Below are 15,101 nucleotides of genomic sequence, written 5' to 3' on the forward strand. Positions count from 1 at the left end.
ACACCTCAGTCGTCGAAAGGTTTCGGCAGCGTCTTCGTGCCGGGTCCGGGCCCCGGTACCACGGGATGGACGCGCGGACGGCCGTACAGTGTGCATCGCGGGCTGGGCACACCCCTGGCCCCGGCCCTGGAGCCGGAGCCACCCGCGACGCGCATACCGGCGACGACGAGCACGAGCGCGAGGGCGACCCACACGTATCCGAAGCGGCCCAGCAGCCCGTAGACGGCGAGCCCGCACACGACCGCTCCGGCGCTGAGCCAGGCGGCCTTGTCGAGACCGACGCGCGTGACCAACGGACCGATGAACGCGCCGCCAGCGATGAGAACGACGACCTGCGGCAGCATTCCCAGCGCCGCCCGTGCGGGTGTCCACCCCCAGTCGGTAGTCGGCCCGGACGGACGCTCAGTTCCGTCGACATGCGCCGCCTGCAACTGCCCGGCCCCGACCCGGGCAGCATCACCGTGGCCAACCTCCACCGGACCGTACGCGCCGGCGACTTCTCCATTTCCCGCGTCGCACAGGCGCTCAACATCACATCAGCCCACGCCATCTACCTGCTGTCACAGCATCCGGTCGACTGGAGCCCGCCCCGCTTCCGGCACACTCAGCAGACAGCCATGCGTGTCGGCCAATGGAGGACCTGGTACGAGCAGGACCACCTGTCACTCCAGGACATCGCTGACCGTGAAGGAACGAGCCTGGCCTCGGTGCGTCTGGCTCTCCTCAAGAACGATGTCCCGCTCCGCCCCGCAGGGTCCTACCCTGGCCGCCCCAGGCGGAGGTGACCCACAACGTAGGCACCGCACCGGCGCACCGGCGCTCACCCAGCAGCCCAATCGGCTCGAGCGAGACCTCGGTCAGCCCCTGCTCACACGAGCTGAACGCGGCACCGCCATGAAACTGACCGCCTTCGGTAGCTTCGGAAAGCACTCCGGCCGGTGATCGGCGCCGTGCTGCCGCTGGCCGACGTCGCCCACGCCCACAGCCTTCTGGAAGGCGGCTCCGTCGACCAAGGACGCGGACGCCCGCGCGGCAAGATAGCTCTCGCTGTGCATTCGTGGACGAGTCCCCGCTCGGGGCGGCGCCCCGGCCCTGAGCGACGCGACCGTGCCTGGCCCGGGCGATCGGTCCCGTCGGACCGAGGGAATGGGGCACCTCGCGCACCTGTTGTCCTCTCGTATGAGCGAAACAACTGCGGTAGTGGCGGGCGCATATGGCGGTCCCGAGGTCCTGTCGGTGATCGATGTCGCCGTCCCGGAGCCGAGGCCGAACGAGGTACGGATCAAGGTCCGCGCGGCCGGCGTCAATCCCTTCGACTACCAGTCATACAGCGGTGCCTTTGGTACCGATCCCGAGAGACTGCCGGTGCGGCTCGGTGTCGAGGCGGCGGGCGTGGTGACAGCCGTCGGTACCGACGCGATCGGCCCCGCAGGTGCGATCGCAGTGGGTGACGAAGTGATCACCTACTCCGCACCGGGGGCCTACGCCGCCGACATCGTGGTACCGGCCCCGTCCGTGGTGCCGAAGCCTGTCGCCCTGTCCTGGGAGCAGGCCGGCGGGCTGCTGGCCGCCGGGGCCACAGCCGTACACACGCTTGAGGCGATCGGCTTGGGCAAGGGCGATACGGTGCTGATCCACGGTGCCGCGGGGGGCGTCGGTCTCGTGGCCGTGCAGCTCGCGGTGGCACGCGGCGCGACGGTCGTGGCCACGGCGAGCCGGGCCAAGCACGACCTCCTGCGAGAGCTGGGAGCGATCCCGGTCGTCTACGGTCCGGGACTGGCGGACAGGGTGCGCGCGGTGGCGCCGGAGGGCGTGCACGCGGCCGCCGATCTCGTGGGCACCGAGGAGGCGGTGGACGTCTCCGTGGAGCTCGTGCCGGACCGCTTGCGTATCGCCACCATCGCGGGCCACGAGCGCGGGGCTCGCGCGGGAATCAAGCTCCTGGGTGGTGTGCCGGGCGCGGATCCCGGCACCGAGATCCGCCAAGCCGCCCGCCTGCAGCTCACGGAAGCCGCGACAGCAGGCCGCCTGCGCATCGTGATCGCGGACAGCTACCCCCTGCGCGAGGCCGCCACTGCCCACCGCGAGATCATGGCCGGCCACACCACGGGAAAGATCGTCCTGGTCCCGTAACCCGTTCCTGTCCCCGCACCGCTGAAGCCACACCGCGAGCGGCCGCCCGCGCAATCACCGGTCCCAGTCCGCAACGGATCGGGTGCGTGGGCGGCATGCGACCAGCTCGTCAGGTATCCATGTCCTCGTTCTTGGCGCTCCATTCGATCAGCGGATGCAGGACACGCATCAGGCTGGCGCCTTGTTCGGTGGGCCGGTACGTGATCTGGACCGGCGTCGTCGGTACCACGAGCCGCTCAATGAGTCGGTGACCCTCGAGCTCACGCAGACGCTGGGACAGAAGGTGGTTCGAGATTCCGGGGATCCGCGCTCGGTAGTCGACGAATCGGCGCGCGCCCCGCATCGCCGCCAGGAGCACCGCGGCGCTCCACTTCTTGCCCACGATCTCGACCGAGCGCTGAAAACTGCGGCACACGTCGTCGTCGATGTGTTCATAGCCCGCTTCCGGGCGGCTCTGGCCCGCGGTGGCGGAGGAATCATCGGGCTGTCGAGGACCGGTCATACGGTCACGATACTGGAGCGTGTCACTTTTAATGACCTGGTCATGTCCCGTTTGTTGCCTGTGATCATCGCCGTGCAGCCTTGGTCCATGAACGCACACTCGGCCTGTCACCACGCGCTATGAACTACGGGCACGCGCTGAGGTTCGGGCTGCACCTGCCCTCTGACGCCGACTGCGGGCCCGGCCGGTTGGTCGCGGCGGCGGGCCTGGCCGAGCAGTGGGGACTGGACTTGCTGGTCGTCCCGGCCGGAACCGCCGGCGACGATCTCGAACCGTCGACTGTGGCGTCCTGGATCGCCGCGGCGACGGTCTCTCTCGGACTGGTGCTGGAGGCACGCCCCGCCACCCTCCATCCGGCGATGCTCGCACGAGCCGTCGCAAGCCTGGATCGGCTCACCGAAGGCAGGGTCGAACTGGCTTTCCGAGCGGGCCCGTCAGCCGCCGCGTCCGGGACAGCCGATTCGGTCGCGGCACTGGGTGAAGCGATCGCCGTCGTTCGCGAGCTCTGGAATGTCCTCGACCGTGGCCTTGGCCGGTTCACCGGCCGCTTCTACCGTCTCGCGGGAGCTGAGAAGGCCGCGCCCGCGCACGACGTGCCGATCTCCGTGGACGGCCAGGGCCAAGACCTGCTCCGGCTGGTCGGGCTGCGGGCTGACGAGTGGTCGACGGGGTGCGACGCCGTCACGTTGACGCAGGGCAACCGCGCAGTCGACGAGGCGGCGCGAGGGGCAGGCCGCGATCCCCGCGAGATCCGCAGACGGGTCACGATCCGCGGTGGCTTCGGCGAGCGGACAGGCAGGTTCACCGGGACCGCCGCGGACTGGGTGAACGACCTGCTGCCACTCGTCGTCGAGCACGGGGTGGGCACCATCGTGCTGGACACCGTGGAGCGAGACGTCGCGGCAGGCTTCGCGAGCGAGGTCGCCCCGGCCCTGCGGGCGGCCGTGGACGCGGTGCTTCCGCGCGGATGGTCGGGCGCGCGGGTCCGGCGGTCCGCCGTGCGCGCCAGGCGCCTGCCGGGGATCGACTACGAGGGCGCTCCGCCGGAGGTGGCCGAGGTCGTCGAGCCCGGTGATCCGGCCTACGCCCGGCTGCGGTCCGGGTACCTGCGCGGCGGTGCGCCCGGGATCATCCTGCGGGCGGCGACGAACGAGCAGGTGACCCAGGCGCTCGCGTTCGCCCGCCGGCATCCCGGCGTGGCCCTGTCTCGGCGAAGCGCCGGACACGGGGTCTCCGGCCGCTCCACCAATGACGGCGGGATCGTCATCGACGTGTCACTGATGAATGCGATCGAGGTGCTCGACAGGAAGACACGCCGGGTGCGCATCGGCCCGGGTGCGCGCTGGGCGGAGGTGGCGGCCGCACTGGAGCCCTACGGTTGGGCGTTGAGTTCGGGCGACTACGGGGGTGTCGGGGTGGGCGGCCTCGCCACGGCGGGGGGCATCGGGTACCTCGCGCGCGGGCACGGACTGACCATCGACCGCCTGCGGGCCGTGGAGATGGTGCTCGCGGACGGCTCCGTCGTGCGGGCCGACGATTCGGAGAACCCCGATCTCTTCTGGGCCGTGCGAGGGGCGGGCGCGAATTTCGGGATCGTCACTGCCTTCGAGTTCGAGGCCGATGACGTGGGCGCGGTCGCCTTCGCCCGGCTCACTCAGGACGCGAGCGACCTCGAGCGCTACCTCGTCGAGTGGGGCCGGGCGGTCGAGGACTCACCGCGGGACCTCACCAGCTTCGTCATCGTGGCGCCCCCACGCGGCGGACGACCAGCGCTCGCGGTGAGCCGCACCATGGTTGACTCCTCGGACCCGGAGACCGTGCGCGCCCGGTTGGAGCCACTGGCCGCGATCTCCGCGATGTACGCCCAGGACGTCGTCATCACCTCCTACGCGGCCGTGATGGACAACGCGAGCGACGACCCACCGGTCTCCCACGGCGAACCGGTCTCACGCAGCGGTCTGCTCCGGCACGTGACCCCGCAGTTCGCCGCGGCGGCGGCTCGCATGATCCGCAGCGGCGCGATCGGATGGTTCCAGCTCCGCTCGGTCGGCGGCGCCGTCGCCGATGTTCCCGCGGACGCCACGGCCTACGCCCACCGCGACGCGAACTTCTCGCTCGTGGTGATGGGCGGTGCCGACGAGGTGGTCGACCGGGCCTGGGCCCGGCTGAGCCCCTTCCTCGACGGTCTCTACATCAGCTTCGAGTCCAGCCTCCGGCCCGAGCGGATCGCCGCGGCCTGGCCCCCACGGACCCTCTCGCGTCTGCGCGAGCTGAAGAGCGTCTACGACCCCGAGGGCGTGTTCGGCGACAACTTCGCCCTCACGCCCGCGGCGAACCACCCCGGAGGAAGCACCCCATGAGCGACTACGGCCACGAACTGTGGTTCGGCAGCTTCATCACCCCCACCGCCCGCCCGCCTCAGGCGCCGGTCGAGCTGGCCCTGACCTCCGAGAGGGCCGGCCTCGACCTGGTCAGCTTCCAGGACCACCCCTACCAGTCGGCGTTCCAGGACACCTGGACCCTGATGTCGTACGTCGCCGCACGCACCGAACGGATCCGGATCAGCGGCAACGTGCTGAGCCTTCCGCTGCGGCCCCCCGCCGTACTGGCCCGCGCCGCCGCGAGCCTGGACCGGCTGACCGGTGGGCGAGTCGAACTGGGCATCGGCGCGGGCGCGTTCTGGGACGGCATCGTCGCGATGGGAGGCCGCCGGCTCGAACCGGCCCAGGCCGTGCGGGCGGTGGAGGAGGCCGTGGACGTGATCCGAGGGCTGTGGGCCACCGACGAGACCGGGCCCCTCCGTGTCACCGGGGAGTTCTACACCGTGAACGGCGCAAAGCGCGGCCCGGCACCCGCCCATCGCATCCCGATCCGCATCGGTGCCTACAAGCCGCGCATGCTCCGGTTGACGGGCAAGATCGCCGACGGTTGGCTGCCCTCCTTGGGTTTCCTGCCCGAGGGCCCGGCATCGCTGCGCGCGATGAACGAGCAGATCGACGAGGCCGCCTCCGCCGCCGGTCGAGAGCCCGCGGCGGTCAGCCGCCTGCTCAACCTGAGCGGCCGATTCACGTCCGGCGCCGCCGGCGGCCTGTTGCAGGGGACTCCCGGCGACTGGGCCGAACAGATCGCCGACCTCGCCCTGCAGTACGGCGTATCCGGGTTCATCCTCGCCTCGGACGAGCCTGCCGACCTGAACCTCTTCGGTCACGAGGTCGCGCCGCGCGCCCGCGAACTCGTCCAGTCCGAACGCGTGACGTGATGCGGTGGGCGCGTGGCGGGCCTGGTGACGGAGCTGCGACAGCGGCGGCGCCGACGGAGCTGTTCGGACGCCGCGAGGAGACCGCGGTTCTCGACGGGCTGCTTACGCAGGCCCGCGGCGGGAGCGGTGGCGCGCTCGTGGTGTGGGGCGAGCCGGGTATCGGCAAGTCAGCTCTGCTTCGCCACCTGCACGGCCAGGCCGCGGACTTCGTCCGGCTGAGCCACTCGGCCACCCGGCCCGAGTCGAACCTGGCTTTCGCGGGGCTGCACGGGCTGCTGCGACCGCTGGCCGATCGTGTCGAGCTGCTGGCGACGGCCCAGGCCGCCGCTGTGCGTACCGCGCTCGGGCTGAGCGGTGAGCCGACGGACCGCCTGGTGGTCGGGGCGGCCGTGCTGTCGCTGCTCTGCGGACTCGCCGAGCGGCAGCCCGTGCTCCTCGTGGTGGACGACGGGCAGTGGCTCGACGAGGCCACCGCGCTGTGCCTGGGGTTCGTCGCTCGACGCGTAGGAGCGCATCCCGTGGTCGTCGTGCTCGCCGATCACAGCGATCCGGCCGCCCGGCCCTGGGAAGGCGTGGCCGACGTGCGGGTCGACGGCCTGAGCGACGAGAGCGCGCGGCAGCTTGTGGCGGCCGTGGCGCCGCTCACCGACAAGGCGACGACGCGGAACATGGTCCGGGAGGCCGGGGGCAACCCCTTGGCGCTGCACGAACTGGCCACGCTCGGGGGCGACCTTGACGACGCCGAGCAACGCCGGAAGCGAGGACGACCGCCCGTCGGGCCGCGCCTGCAGCAGGCTTTCCGTGCCGGGATCGAGGCCCTGAGCCCTCCGGCGCAGTTGCTGACCGTGCTCGCGGCGGCCGAGGAGCACGGCGACCGGCTCACGGTGCAGCGGGCCGGCCGTGCTTTGGGTGCCGGTGACGCCGTCTGGGAGGAAGTGACCAACGCGGGCCTGCTCCACGTGGCGGGCAACCGCGTCGGTTTCCGGCACCCCGTCGTGAGCAGAGCCGTCTACGAGGGCTGCGGTGCCGCGACGAGGCGCCGGGCTCACCGCGCCCTGGCCGCCACGATGCCGGACGAGGCGGAGGAGCGCGCATGGCATCTCGCCGCCCTGGCCCACGGACGCGATGAGGACGTCGCGCGGCTCCTCGAACGGACCGCCGCCCGCTCCCGGCTCCGCGGGGCCACGAACACGGCGGCACGGGCGTGGTGGCGGGCCGCCGAACTGTCGGCCGCACCGATCGACGCCTCACAACGCCTTGCCGAGGCGGCCAGGGCTTCCTGGGACGCCGGGTGGGCAGACACGGCGGAGCGCCTGCTCGATGACGCGGAACGGCTGGCCCCCGGTGCTCACGTCGCCCGGCGGAGCCGGGGTCTGCGGGGGATCATGGAGTTCGCCCGAGGCATGCCCGAGATGGCGCACCACTTCCTGATCACCGACATGAAGCGCGTCCCGGAACCGGGAACGGCGCTGGAACTGGGCACGCTGGCCATGCGCGCCGCCTGGTCCGTCGGACGCGGCGACCTGCGGGACAGAGCGCTGGAACTGCTGCTCGAAGACGACGTCGAGGGCCGGACCGGATTACCCGGCACGCTTGCCTGGTGGAGCGACGACGTGTCTGCCGACGCGGCGCCGGCGGACACCCCCGACCTAGGTGATGCCGCCGCGCGGGCCCGTACGACCATCCTGCCGTTGCTGCCGCCGACACCCCTCGCCCTGGCCTGGGGGATCGACAAGCCCATGGCGGATGCGCTGCGCCGCCGGTTACCGCACCTGCGGCGGCGCAGCGAGCGCGGTCGGCTCGCCGCCGCCCTGGCCCAGACCGCGATGCTCGACAACGCTGCCGGCCACTGGCCGCAATCGGAGTCCTCGGCCGCGGAGGGACTGCGGCTGGCCCAGGACCTGGGTGCCGACCACATCGCCTCCCACTGCCGCACCAGCCTGGGCTGGCTCGCCGCCGCGCGTGGTGACGAGTGCGCCGTCGCGGAGACCACCGCCAGGACTCTGGAGACGTCACTCCCGCAGGGCGTCCGCGCGCTGAGCGCCGCCGCGCACTGGAACCGCGGCATGGCCGCGCTGTTTCACGAGCGTCCCGAGGAAGCACTGGACATCCTGGTGCGCCTGACCGAGCCGGGCCATGGCGCGGAACACCCGACCTTCGCGCTCCTGGCCGCTCTCGACACAGCCGAGGCGGCCGTGCGCGTCGGAAGAAGCGACCTCGCGGACGAACGGGTACGGGTGCTCGAAGCCTGGGCGCGGCGCACCGGAGCGCCGTGGGCCCGCTGTGCCGCGCACGTAACGCGCGGGCTCCTCGGCGGCGCCCAGGCCGAGGGTGCCTTCCGGGCCGCACTCGACGTGCCGGGTGCCCGATCCCACCCGCTGCTCTACGCGCGCGCTCAGTTGTTCTACGGCGAGTGGTTGCGACGGGGCCGCCGGCGGACCGATGCGCGCGTCCGGATCGGCGCCGCCTTGGAGGCGTTCGACCGGCTCGGTGCCGAGCCGCTGCGCCAACGCGCGCAGCGCGAGCAGGACCTCGCCGGATCGCGGGGACGCCGGGGGAGCTCGGACACCAGGGCGATGAACCGGCTCACCGCCCAGGAACAGCGAGTCGCCCAACTGGCCGCCGAAGAGCTGACGAATCGCGAGATCGGCGTACAGCTGCGGATCAGCCACCGCACCGTGGGCCACCACCTCGGGAACGTGTTCGCCAAGCTCGGCATCAACACGCGAACCGAGCTGAGCGACCTTCACGCCGGTTGTGAGCCGCCGTGAGCGCAGAGAGGCCGCGGCGGAGCGGGCGCACGACGCCTCCGGCGGAAACGACGGATTGCCCGCCCGATTCGCTCACCGGCCCTGATTTGTAGCGTCGCTGACGTTGGCCCGCGGACCCGCGGCGAAACGCCGTGCGACGCATGACGAGAGGTCACCTCATGCCCACATCCGAAACCCTGCCCCACGCGCGCCACTACATCGACGGGCAGTGGCAGGAATCCGGCTCCCGCGGCGAGTCACGCAGCCCCGCGACAAACGGCCTGCTCGGCACCTTCGCCGACGGCGGTGCGCGGGAGGCGTGGTCCGCCGTGGCCGCGGCCCGAAGGGCCTTCGACTCCACCGCATGGCCCCGCGACCGCCACCGGCGTGCGGCAGCGCTGCACGAACTGGCCGACCGGCTCGAGCACCGCAAGGACGAACTGATCACCCTCCTTGCGCGGGAGAACGGAAAAGTACTCGCCGAGGCGGCCCTCGAAGTCGAAGGCACCATCCCCAAACTCCGCTACCACGCGGCGCTTACCCTCACCGACCACGGCAGGGCCGGGGAAGTGCGGCCCGGCATGTACTCGATGACCCTGCGCGAAGCCGCGGGCGTCGCCGCGGTGATCGTGCCGTGGAACTCACCGGTCATCCTCTCGGCGCGATCCTTCGCACCCGCCCTGGCCGCCGGCTGCACCGTGGTCATGAAGATGCCGGCGCAGACCGGCCTGGTCAACGGAGTGCTGAGCGAGATCATCGCCGACACGCCGAGCCTGGACCCGGGCGTGTTCAACGTCTTCACCGAGAGCGGAAACGCCGGGGCTCCGGAACTCGTCTCCTCCTCGGATGTCGACGTGATCAGCTACACCGGCTCCACCGCGGTCGGCCGCGTGATCATGGAACAGGCCGCCCCGACGCTGAAAACGCTGTCCATGGAGCTGGGCGGAAAGACGCCGATGCTCGTCTTCGACGACGCTGACCTGGACGCCGTCATGCCCGTGCTCACCAAGGCCGTCACCATGTTCGCGGGCCAGTTCTGCATGACGGGCAGCCGGGTACTGGTCCAGCGCGGCGTGGCCGACGAACTCCGGCGGCGGCTCGTCGCCGCCCTCGAAACGGTCCGGGTCGGGCCCGGCGACGACCCCGCCAGCGAGATGGGCGCCATGATCGACGAAGGAAACGCCCAACGGGTCGAACAGACCGTGGCCGCCGCGGCCGACTACGCCACCGTCCTCGTGCGGGGCAAGCGGGATCGGGCGCTCCTCGGCCCGTCCCTGATCGAGGTCGCCGACGTGTCCTCGCCGATCGTGCAGCGCGAAGTGTTCGGGCCGGTCGCCACCTTCGAGGTGTTCGACTCCGAGGCCGACGCCGTGGCGCGTGCCAACGCCACCGAGTTCGGCCTGGCCGCGAGCATCTGGACCCGTGATGTCGACCGCCCCCTGCGCGTCGGCCGCGAACTGCAGGCCGGGACCGTCTGGACGAACACCTGGGCCATGGTCCACGACCAGTTCGAGGAGGGCGGCTTCAAGCAGTCGGGAGTGGGCCGCCTGAACGGCATCCGCGGGATCGAGGAGTTCCAGGAGACCAAGCACCTCGTGCATGTGGCACCGCAGCTCTGACAGCTCTCGACGGCGGAATGAGAATCGATGACCGAGACGGACGACGTCGGCCCGGCCGACGTCACCCTGCTGACCGCGCGCGTTGTGGAACCCGGCTACGAGCAGGACTTCCGGGAGTGGTTCGGGCGGGTGACCGACACCGCCTCAGCGTTTCCCGGGCACCTGGGGGACGGGTTGTTCCGGCCTGCCACGGCCGCCGGGCCATGGGTTCTGATCCACCGGTTCCGCGACCAGGAGGCCGCGCGGCACTGGACGACGTCACCTGAGCGGGCCGCACTTTTCGACCACTGTGAGGGCCATCATCAGAGCGAGGTGGCGCGTCGCGAACTCTCCGGAATGGAGACCCTGTTCACCACTGCGCACGACACGCCCACGACGGCGCCGCCTCGGTGGAAGATGGCGCTCGCCGCCTTCGCGGCCGTACTCCCGATCTCCCTGATCGGCAACGGTCTTTTGGGGCCGACGCTCCGTGCTTGGCCGCTTGTGGCGCGGGTGCTGATGCTCGCGCTGCTGTTCAGTACGTTGATGACGTATCTGATGATGCCGGCTGTGACCCTCGTCCTGCGCCGTTGGCTCTATGCCGCCACCTCGACCGCGCGCGAGGGACCGACGCGATGACGCGGCCCTCGGGGCGGACCGCGCCGTCTTGCGGCTCGGCTTTCAGCGGGACAGTTCCATCGTCTGACGCAGCAGTTCCAGGGCCTGGTCCACGCCTTGGTCGGCCAGGTGGACGAAGTCGACGAAGACGTGGTCGACGTCCGTCTCGTCTCCCGTACGGAGGATGATGTCCGCGATCTCCGGCACGGTCGACTCGGTGGTGGGGTTGATCCTCAGGATGGCGTCGATGCACGGGCACCGCGACGGGAAGTACGCCGTCCGCGCGGCGGGCCGCCCGGCGTCGGGAGGCCGGGGCGAAGCCGGACAGGTAGATCGGGGGCCGGGGGCGCTGGAGCGGCTTGGGCCCGATGTGGGCGGCGGGGAAGGTGTAGTGCCTGCCCTCGTGCCGCGCGACGGGCTCGGTGGTCCACACGGCTTCCAGCACGTCCAGACACTCGTCCAGCCGCGCACCCCGCTCCTGCCAGGGAACGCCCACTCCCTGGTACTCCTCGGGCGACCAGCCGGTTCCGAGGCCGGTGATGAGACGTCCCCCGCTCACCACGTCGACACCGGTCAGCGACCGGGCGAGCAGCAAGGGGGAGTACCAGGGTGCGACGAGGGTGGATGTGCCCAGCATCACCCGTTCGGTGACGCTCGCGGCAACGCTCAGCGCCACGAACGGGTCGAGCATGGTGCGCAGCTGCCACGGAATCGTGTCCGTGTCATGTAGGGCTCTTCGCAATCAGGGGTGTAGTCGCGGTCTGAATCCGCCGGCTTCGAGGAGCGGCCGGGTGATGTAGTGAGTCAGGTTCCGGAAGCCGAGGGCGGTGCCGCGGAGGTGTTCGAGGCGGTTGTTGATCGCCTCGGCCGGGCCGTTGGACATGCCGGGCAGGTCGAAGAACGCGAGGACGTCCGCGGCGCGTTGCTTCAGAGTGCGGCCGAGCTTGCGCAACTCGACGAGCGCGGCCGGGACGCCGCTGGCGAGGGCGTCGATCACCGCTTGCATGGCCTTCTTCCCCAGGGAGCGGCCGGGCTCGCGGTAAGCGGCGATCATGCGCTGGTAGATGCCCCAGGTCGCCTCGACCTCGACGTGCTCGGAGATGGCGAACAGCGCCTCGAGACGCGCGTGCTGGCGGTCTGTGAGCAGTCCCGCGCCAGTGTGGAGCTCGCTCTGCTTGAGCCCGGTCGCGACCGCGTTTGATCGAGCGGCGCACGCTCGCCAGCGCCCACGCCTTGACCGTCCAGGTCACAGGCCGAGCCGCAGAGCGCCTCGGATACCGCAGCGTGATAAACCCGCCGACGATGATCAACAGGCCACTCGCGACTCCCGACCACCCCAGACGGAGCGCGAGTGCCAACGCCCCCTGAAGCATCGTCAGCACGATCATCACGAGCGGGATCACGATGCCGAATCGTTCTCGCCCTCGCGAGTCGTACCAGAGGTAGGCAGCGCCGACCCCGCCAAGCGCCAGCATGCCGCCGGTCAACCCCACGATCGCAGCCGCGATGGCTGCGTCGGCAGTGCCGCGGTTGAGCAACCACGTCGTGACCCCGACTGCCACGGCCGGGAACACGACATGGGTGAGCGGCAGAAGCCATCCGGGCCTCGCCGTTCTCACCGGGAATCGCCTCAGCTTCGCCTCGGCCGCTGCGATCGCTAACTCCGCCGAGGCCTGCCGCTCCGCGGCATCGAACACGATGAAACGCCCCATCTCGATGGCAAGCGCGTAGACGACGACGCTCACCGGAACGATGACGAACAGGTCGCCGCGGCTCGCGGTGTCCACGGCCCGGGCGATGACAGCGAGCACGAGCGCCGGCGACAGCAGGACCGACGCGATCAGCAAGCTGTACATCGCGACAGAACGACGCGCCTCGCTCGCTTGCCCAGGAGTCCCCTTGTCGACCGCGGCGATGATCCGCGCATAGAAACCGAGCAGCACGGTGGCGTAGATCCCCAGCCCCACCCGAGCGAGTCCGCCGCCGCACCGCCGAGGTCGATGAGCGTCGGTCCGAAGCGGCTGAGGTCCTCGATCGCGCCGGTGACGAGCGCCACCATCATCAGCATCGCTAGCACCGAGATCGCACTCATGATCCCGACGAACGCGACGGGCCATTTCAACGGCGCGACATCCAACACGTCGACGCGCTGCCTGCGGAGCATGTCACAGACGCTACCGGGCGCCGCCGACGTCCTCCGGCGGCTATGACTTGTCATCCCGCAGTGCTCTCCCGGGTGTCAGGGCGTGGGGCGCGACGATCTGCTGGGCTGGAGCGTCCGGGGATTCGATGCGTGCGATGATGCGGGCGATCGCTTCATGGGCGATGAAGCGGAGGTCGAGGGAGACGGTGCTGAGCGACGGCCGTGCGTGTCGTCCTTCTTCGATGCGTCAATGCCGATGACATCGACGTCGTGCGGCACGTGCGGGCCGACGTCGAACGCATGACGGCGATCGCGAGCAGGTCGGAGTAGCCGAAGATCGCGTCCGGGCGTTCTGCGGCGGCCAACTTCCCGGCACCTGGATCCCCTGGATCGACTCCTCGAAGTTCGGCTGGCGCCCGTCACACTGTAAATTCCGCGGACAGATGTCCCGGCAGTGGGGGGTGACCGACCCTAAATGTCCCTGAACCGCGTGTGCGATTCCGCGGATAAATGTCCCGAATCGCGCTGCGCTCGATCGTTGTCTTGATCGTCGGGCTCTTCGAGGATCATCCCGACCGAAGACGCACAGGCATGGCCACGCCACGCCTGCATTGCCGCTATGAGCGGCCAGCTGTGCCTTCGCGGCCAGCTGGTGTCGAATGCCACCTGAGCAGCCCGCGTCGTGGGGCACACATGGGCACGATTCGGCGATGCGGATGAGCGCTGCACGGCGCGGGGGAAGCGGTGGGCGAGCGACGCAGTCGGCGCCGCATTGAAGAAGAGGGATGGAGGGCGAGGTCCCGCTGGTCGGCAGAGTTCTTCGACACGGTGCGAGTCAGCTCTGTGTGATCAAGTCAGGGTTAGCTCGCGGATCGCCATCTCCTCGGGTCCTGCGGCAGTGCCTCTTTCGGGTTCAAAGATTGGAGTTCATTCGGTCGGGGCGGGACAGATGCTGCCGATGACCTGTTTCAGCGGCCCGTGTGATCGCATCGAGTACCCGGTGGCGATCGAGTGCGACCGCGAAATCCGACGCATCGGCGCTTCCGTCGCGGAGGTCGGCGGCGAACTGGGCGTAGAGGCGGGCGACCCCCGCTGCGGGTGCGTCGAGTTGCAGGTCAGGAGCCGCATAAGCGGGGGGGACCTGTAGCACTTGGACAGGCTCGCTGCCGCGGCGCAGCGTGATGGTGAAATCGGTGAAATGGATGTAGCCCGACGCCGACTCCACACGCACACTGCCCTCGGTGCCCTGGATCTCCCATACCGTCGCCGAGCCGGCAGACTGCCCGGCACTGTAGTGCAGCGAAGTGACGATCCCGCCTTCGAGAACGCCGGCGACGACGATCTCATCCGGCGCGTCCTTCGGCAGCGACGCGCCATCGGAGAGGCGGACGCCGTCACCGCGCTGATTGGCGACGACGGCGGACAGACTCTCGAACGTGCCGAGCACGCGCGCAAGCGGTTCGAGCCCGTGGCCGAGCATGATACTCAGAAGCGTGGCGCCATGCTTTGCGTGAGCCATGTACTCGACCGGCGGGTCATATCGGCCGACCCACATGTCGTCGGTCAAATGCGCTCGGATGCTCGTGCTGAGCGGCTTGCCAATCACGCCTTGCGCGATGAGGTCGCGAAGGAAGAGGATCGGCGGGTGCAGGCCGCCCTGCAACCCGACAACCGTCCGCAGCCGCCGCTCGCGGGCAAACCCCTCCAGCGCTTCGGCCTCCGATAGGTTTCTTGCGAGCGGCCATTCGCAATAAACCATCTTGCCCGCGGCCAGCGCGTCGGAAACAATCTGCTTGTGCTCCGGCACCTTGACCGCAACCACCACCAGGTCGACCTCCGGTCGCACGGCCAGAGCCTCATGTGTGTCGAAGGCGAGATCGGCGCCCAGCCGACGAGCGGTCGCGTTCGCGCTCTCCATACGAGTCGTACTGACGGCGCGGATCTGGAACGCGTCGAGCGCCTGCAGCGCCGGGACGTGAGCAATTCCGCCCCAACCCCGATCGGCACTAGTGTCGCGTGCTTGAAGTCTATTTACGCTTGATCTTGTCGAGGATCTGGTCGGCGGTCTTGGTCCAGGTGAACGGCTTGCAGCGGGTGT

13 protein-coding genes and 2 pseudogenes are annotated in these 15,101 nt (G+C 70.2%); 7 read left to right on the forward strand and 8 right to left on the reverse strand.

What is annotated here, in order from left to right:
- Positions 1–5: 5 nt before the first annotated feature.
- Positions 6–344 (reverse strand): hypothetical protein, encoded by a 339-nt coding sequence (locus tag ACFYQ5_RS31380; protein ID WP_389202468.1) that lies wholly within the window; start codon positions 342–344, stop codon positions 6–8.
- A 72-nt stretch (positions 345–416) separates the two neighbouring features.
- Here ACFYQ5_RS31380 and ACFYQ5_RS31385 point away from each other — a divergent pair, with 72 nt between their 5' ends.
- A complete protein-coding gene (locus ACFYQ5_RS31385; protein WP_389202469.1) occupies positions 417–785 on the forward strand; it encodes a hypothetical protein in 369 nt (122 codons plus the stop codon).
- 415 nt (positions 786–1,200) lie between these two features.
- The gene (locus ACFYQ5_RS31390) at positions 1,201–2,133 is read left to right on the forward strand and encodes a zinc-binding alcohol dehydrogenase family protein (RefSeq protein WP_389202484.1); all 933 of its coding nucleotides are present in this window, start codon (positions 1,201–1,203) and stop codon (positions 2,131–2,133) included.
- A 109-nt stretch (positions 2,134–2,242) separates the two neighbouring features.
- Here ACFYQ5_RS31390 and ACFYQ5_RS31395 read toward each other — a convergent pair whose 3' ends face one another.
- Positions 2,243–2,635, reverse strand: coding sequence for a helix-turn-helix domain-containing protein (locus ACFYQ5_RS31395; protein ID WP_023536348.1), 393 nt, complete (start codon positions 2,633–2,635; stop codon positions 2,243–2,245).
- A gap of 119 nt (positions 2,636–2,754) precedes the next feature.
- Between ACFYQ5_RS31395 and ACFYQ5_RS31400 the strand changes: the two genes are divergently transcribed.
- The 5 genes from ACFYQ5_RS31400 (at position 2,755) to ACFYQ5_RS31420 (ending at position 10,881) form a co-directional block, all read left to right on the forward strand.
- Entirely contained in the window at positions 2,755–4,995 is a 2,241-nt protein-coding gene (locus ACFYQ5_RS31400; RefSeq protein ID WP_389202471.1) for an LLM class flavin-dependent oxidoreductase, read from the forward strand.
- Positions 4,992–5,894, forward strand: a complete 903-nt coding sequence (locus tag ACFYQ5_RS31405; protein ID WP_389202472.1) for an LLM class flavin-dependent oxidoreductase — start codon at positions 4,992–4,994, stop codon at positions 5,892–5,894. Before ACFYQ5_RS31400 ends, ACFYQ5_RS31405 begins: the two co-directional genes overlap by 4 nt.
- On the forward strand, positions 5,894–8,665 hold the full coding sequence (locus tag ACFYQ5_RS31410; protein WP_389202475.1) for an ATP-binding protein: 2,772 nt from the start codon (positions 5,894–5,896) through the stop codon (positions 8,663–8,665). The genes ACFYQ5_RS31405 and ACFYQ5_RS31410 overlap by 1 nt, the downstream gene beginning before the upstream one ends.
- A 158-nt stretch (positions 8,666–8,823) precedes the next feature.
- The gene (locus tag ACFYQ5_RS31415) at positions 8,824–10,263 is read left to right on the forward strand and encodes an aldehyde dehydrogenase family protein (RefSeq protein WP_389202477.1); all 1,440 of its coding nucleotides are present in this window, start codon (positions 8,824–8,826) and stop codon (positions 10,261–10,263) included.
- 27 nt (positions 10,264–10,290) lie between these two features.
- Positions 10,291–10,881, forward strand: coding sequence for an antibiotic biosynthesis monooxygenase (locus ACFYQ5_RS31420; protein ID WP_389202478.1), 591 nt, complete (start codon positions 10,291–10,293; stop codon positions 10,879–10,881).
- A gap of 42 nt (positions 10,882–10,923) precedes the next feature.
- Here the strand turns inward: ACFYQ5_RS31420 and ACFYQ5_RS31425 are convergent, their stop codons facing one another.
- The 6 genes and pseudogenes from ACFYQ5_RS31425 to ACFYQ5_RS31450 all read right to left on the reverse strand — a co-directional run bounded on the left by ACFYQ5_RS31425 (position 10,924) and on the right by ACFYQ5_RS31450 (position 14,987).
- The gene (locus ACFYQ5_RS31425; protein ID WP_389202489.1) at positions 10,924–11,067 is read right to left on the reverse strand and encodes a hypothetical protein; all 144 of its coding nucleotides are present in this window, start codon (positions 11,065–11,067) and stop codon (positions 10,924–10,926) included.
- 97 nt (positions 11,068–11,164) lie between these two features.
- Positions 11,165–11,551, reverse strand: a pseudogene (locus tag ACFYQ5_RS31430) (LLM class flavin-dependent oxidoreductase); the annotation flags it as partial.
- A 51-nt stretch (positions 11,552–11,602) separates the two neighbouring features.
- A pseudogene (locus ACFYQ5_RS31435) lies at positions 11,603–12,025 on the reverse strand (transposase); the annotation flags it as partial.
- Between the two features lie 675 nt (positions 12,026–12,700).
- Complete coding sequence (locus ACFYQ5_RS31440; protein ID WP_389202479.1) at positions 12,701–13,024, reverse strand: hypothetical protein; 324 nt, start codon at positions 13,022–13,024, stop codon at positions 12,701–12,703.
- A gap of 40 nt (positions 13,025–13,064) precedes the next feature.
- Positions 13,065–13,247 (reverse strand): substrate-binding domain-containing protein, encoded by a 183-nt coding sequence (locus ACFYQ5_RS31445; RefSeq protein WP_389202486.1) that lies wholly within the window; start codon positions 13,245–13,247, stop codon positions 13,065–13,067.
- A gap of 669 nt (positions 13,248–13,916) precedes the next feature.
- Positions 13,917–14,987 (reverse strand): Gfo/Idh/MocA family protein, encoded by a 1,071-nt coding sequence (locus ACFYQ5_RS31450; RefSeq protein ID WP_389202487.1) that lies wholly within the window; start codon positions 14,985–14,987, stop codon positions 13,917–13,919.
- Positions 14,988–15,101: the final 114 nt, after the last annotated feature.

The organism is Streptomyces sp. NPDC005794 (assembly GCF_042871445.1).
In the GTDB taxonomy this organism is placed as follows: Bacteria; Actinomycetota; Actinomycetes; order Streptomycetales; family Streptomycetaceae; genus Streptomyces.

Excerpts from the sequence above, each read along its gene's own strand:
- ACFYQ5_RS31420 (WP_389202478.1), top strand. The coding sequence starts at position 10,291 with ATGACCGAGACGGACGACGTCGGCCCGGCCGACGTCACCCTGCTGACC.
- ACFYQ5_RS31415 (WP_389202477.1), top strand. The coding sequence starts at position 8,824 with ATGCCCACATCCGAAACCCTGCCCCACGCGCGCCACTACATCGACGGG.
- ACFYQ5_RS31400 (WP_389202471.1), top strand. The coding sequence starts at position 2,755 with ATGAACTACGGGCACGCGCTGAGGTTCGGGCTGCACCTGCCCTCTGAC.
- ACFYQ5_RS31395 (WP_023536348.1), bottom strand. The coding sequence starts at position 2,635 with ATGACCGGTCCTCGACAGCCCGATGATTCCTCCGCCACCGCGGGCCAG.
- ACFYQ5_RS31385 (WP_389202469.1), top strand. The coding sequence starts at position 417 with ATGCGCCGCCTGCAACTGCCCGGCCCCGACCCGGGCAGCATCACCGTG.
- ACFYQ5_RS31440 (WP_389202479.1), bottom strand. The coding sequence starts at position 13,024 with ATGCTCCGCAGGCAGCGCGTCGACGTGTTGGATGTCGCGCCGTTGAAA.
- ACFYQ5_RS31410 (WP_389202475.1), top strand. The coding sequence starts at position 5,894 with ATGCGGTGGGCGCGTGGCGGGCCTGGTGACGGAGCTGCGACAGCGGCG.
- ACFYQ5_RS31405 (WP_389202472.1), top strand. The coding sequence starts at position 4,992 with ATGAGCGACTACGGCCACGAACTGTGGTTCGGCAGCTTCATCACCCCC.
- ACFYQ5_RS31380 (WP_389202468.1), bottom strand. The coding sequence starts at position 344 with ATGCTGCCGCAGGTCGTCGTTCTCATCGCTGGCGGCGCGTTCATCGGT.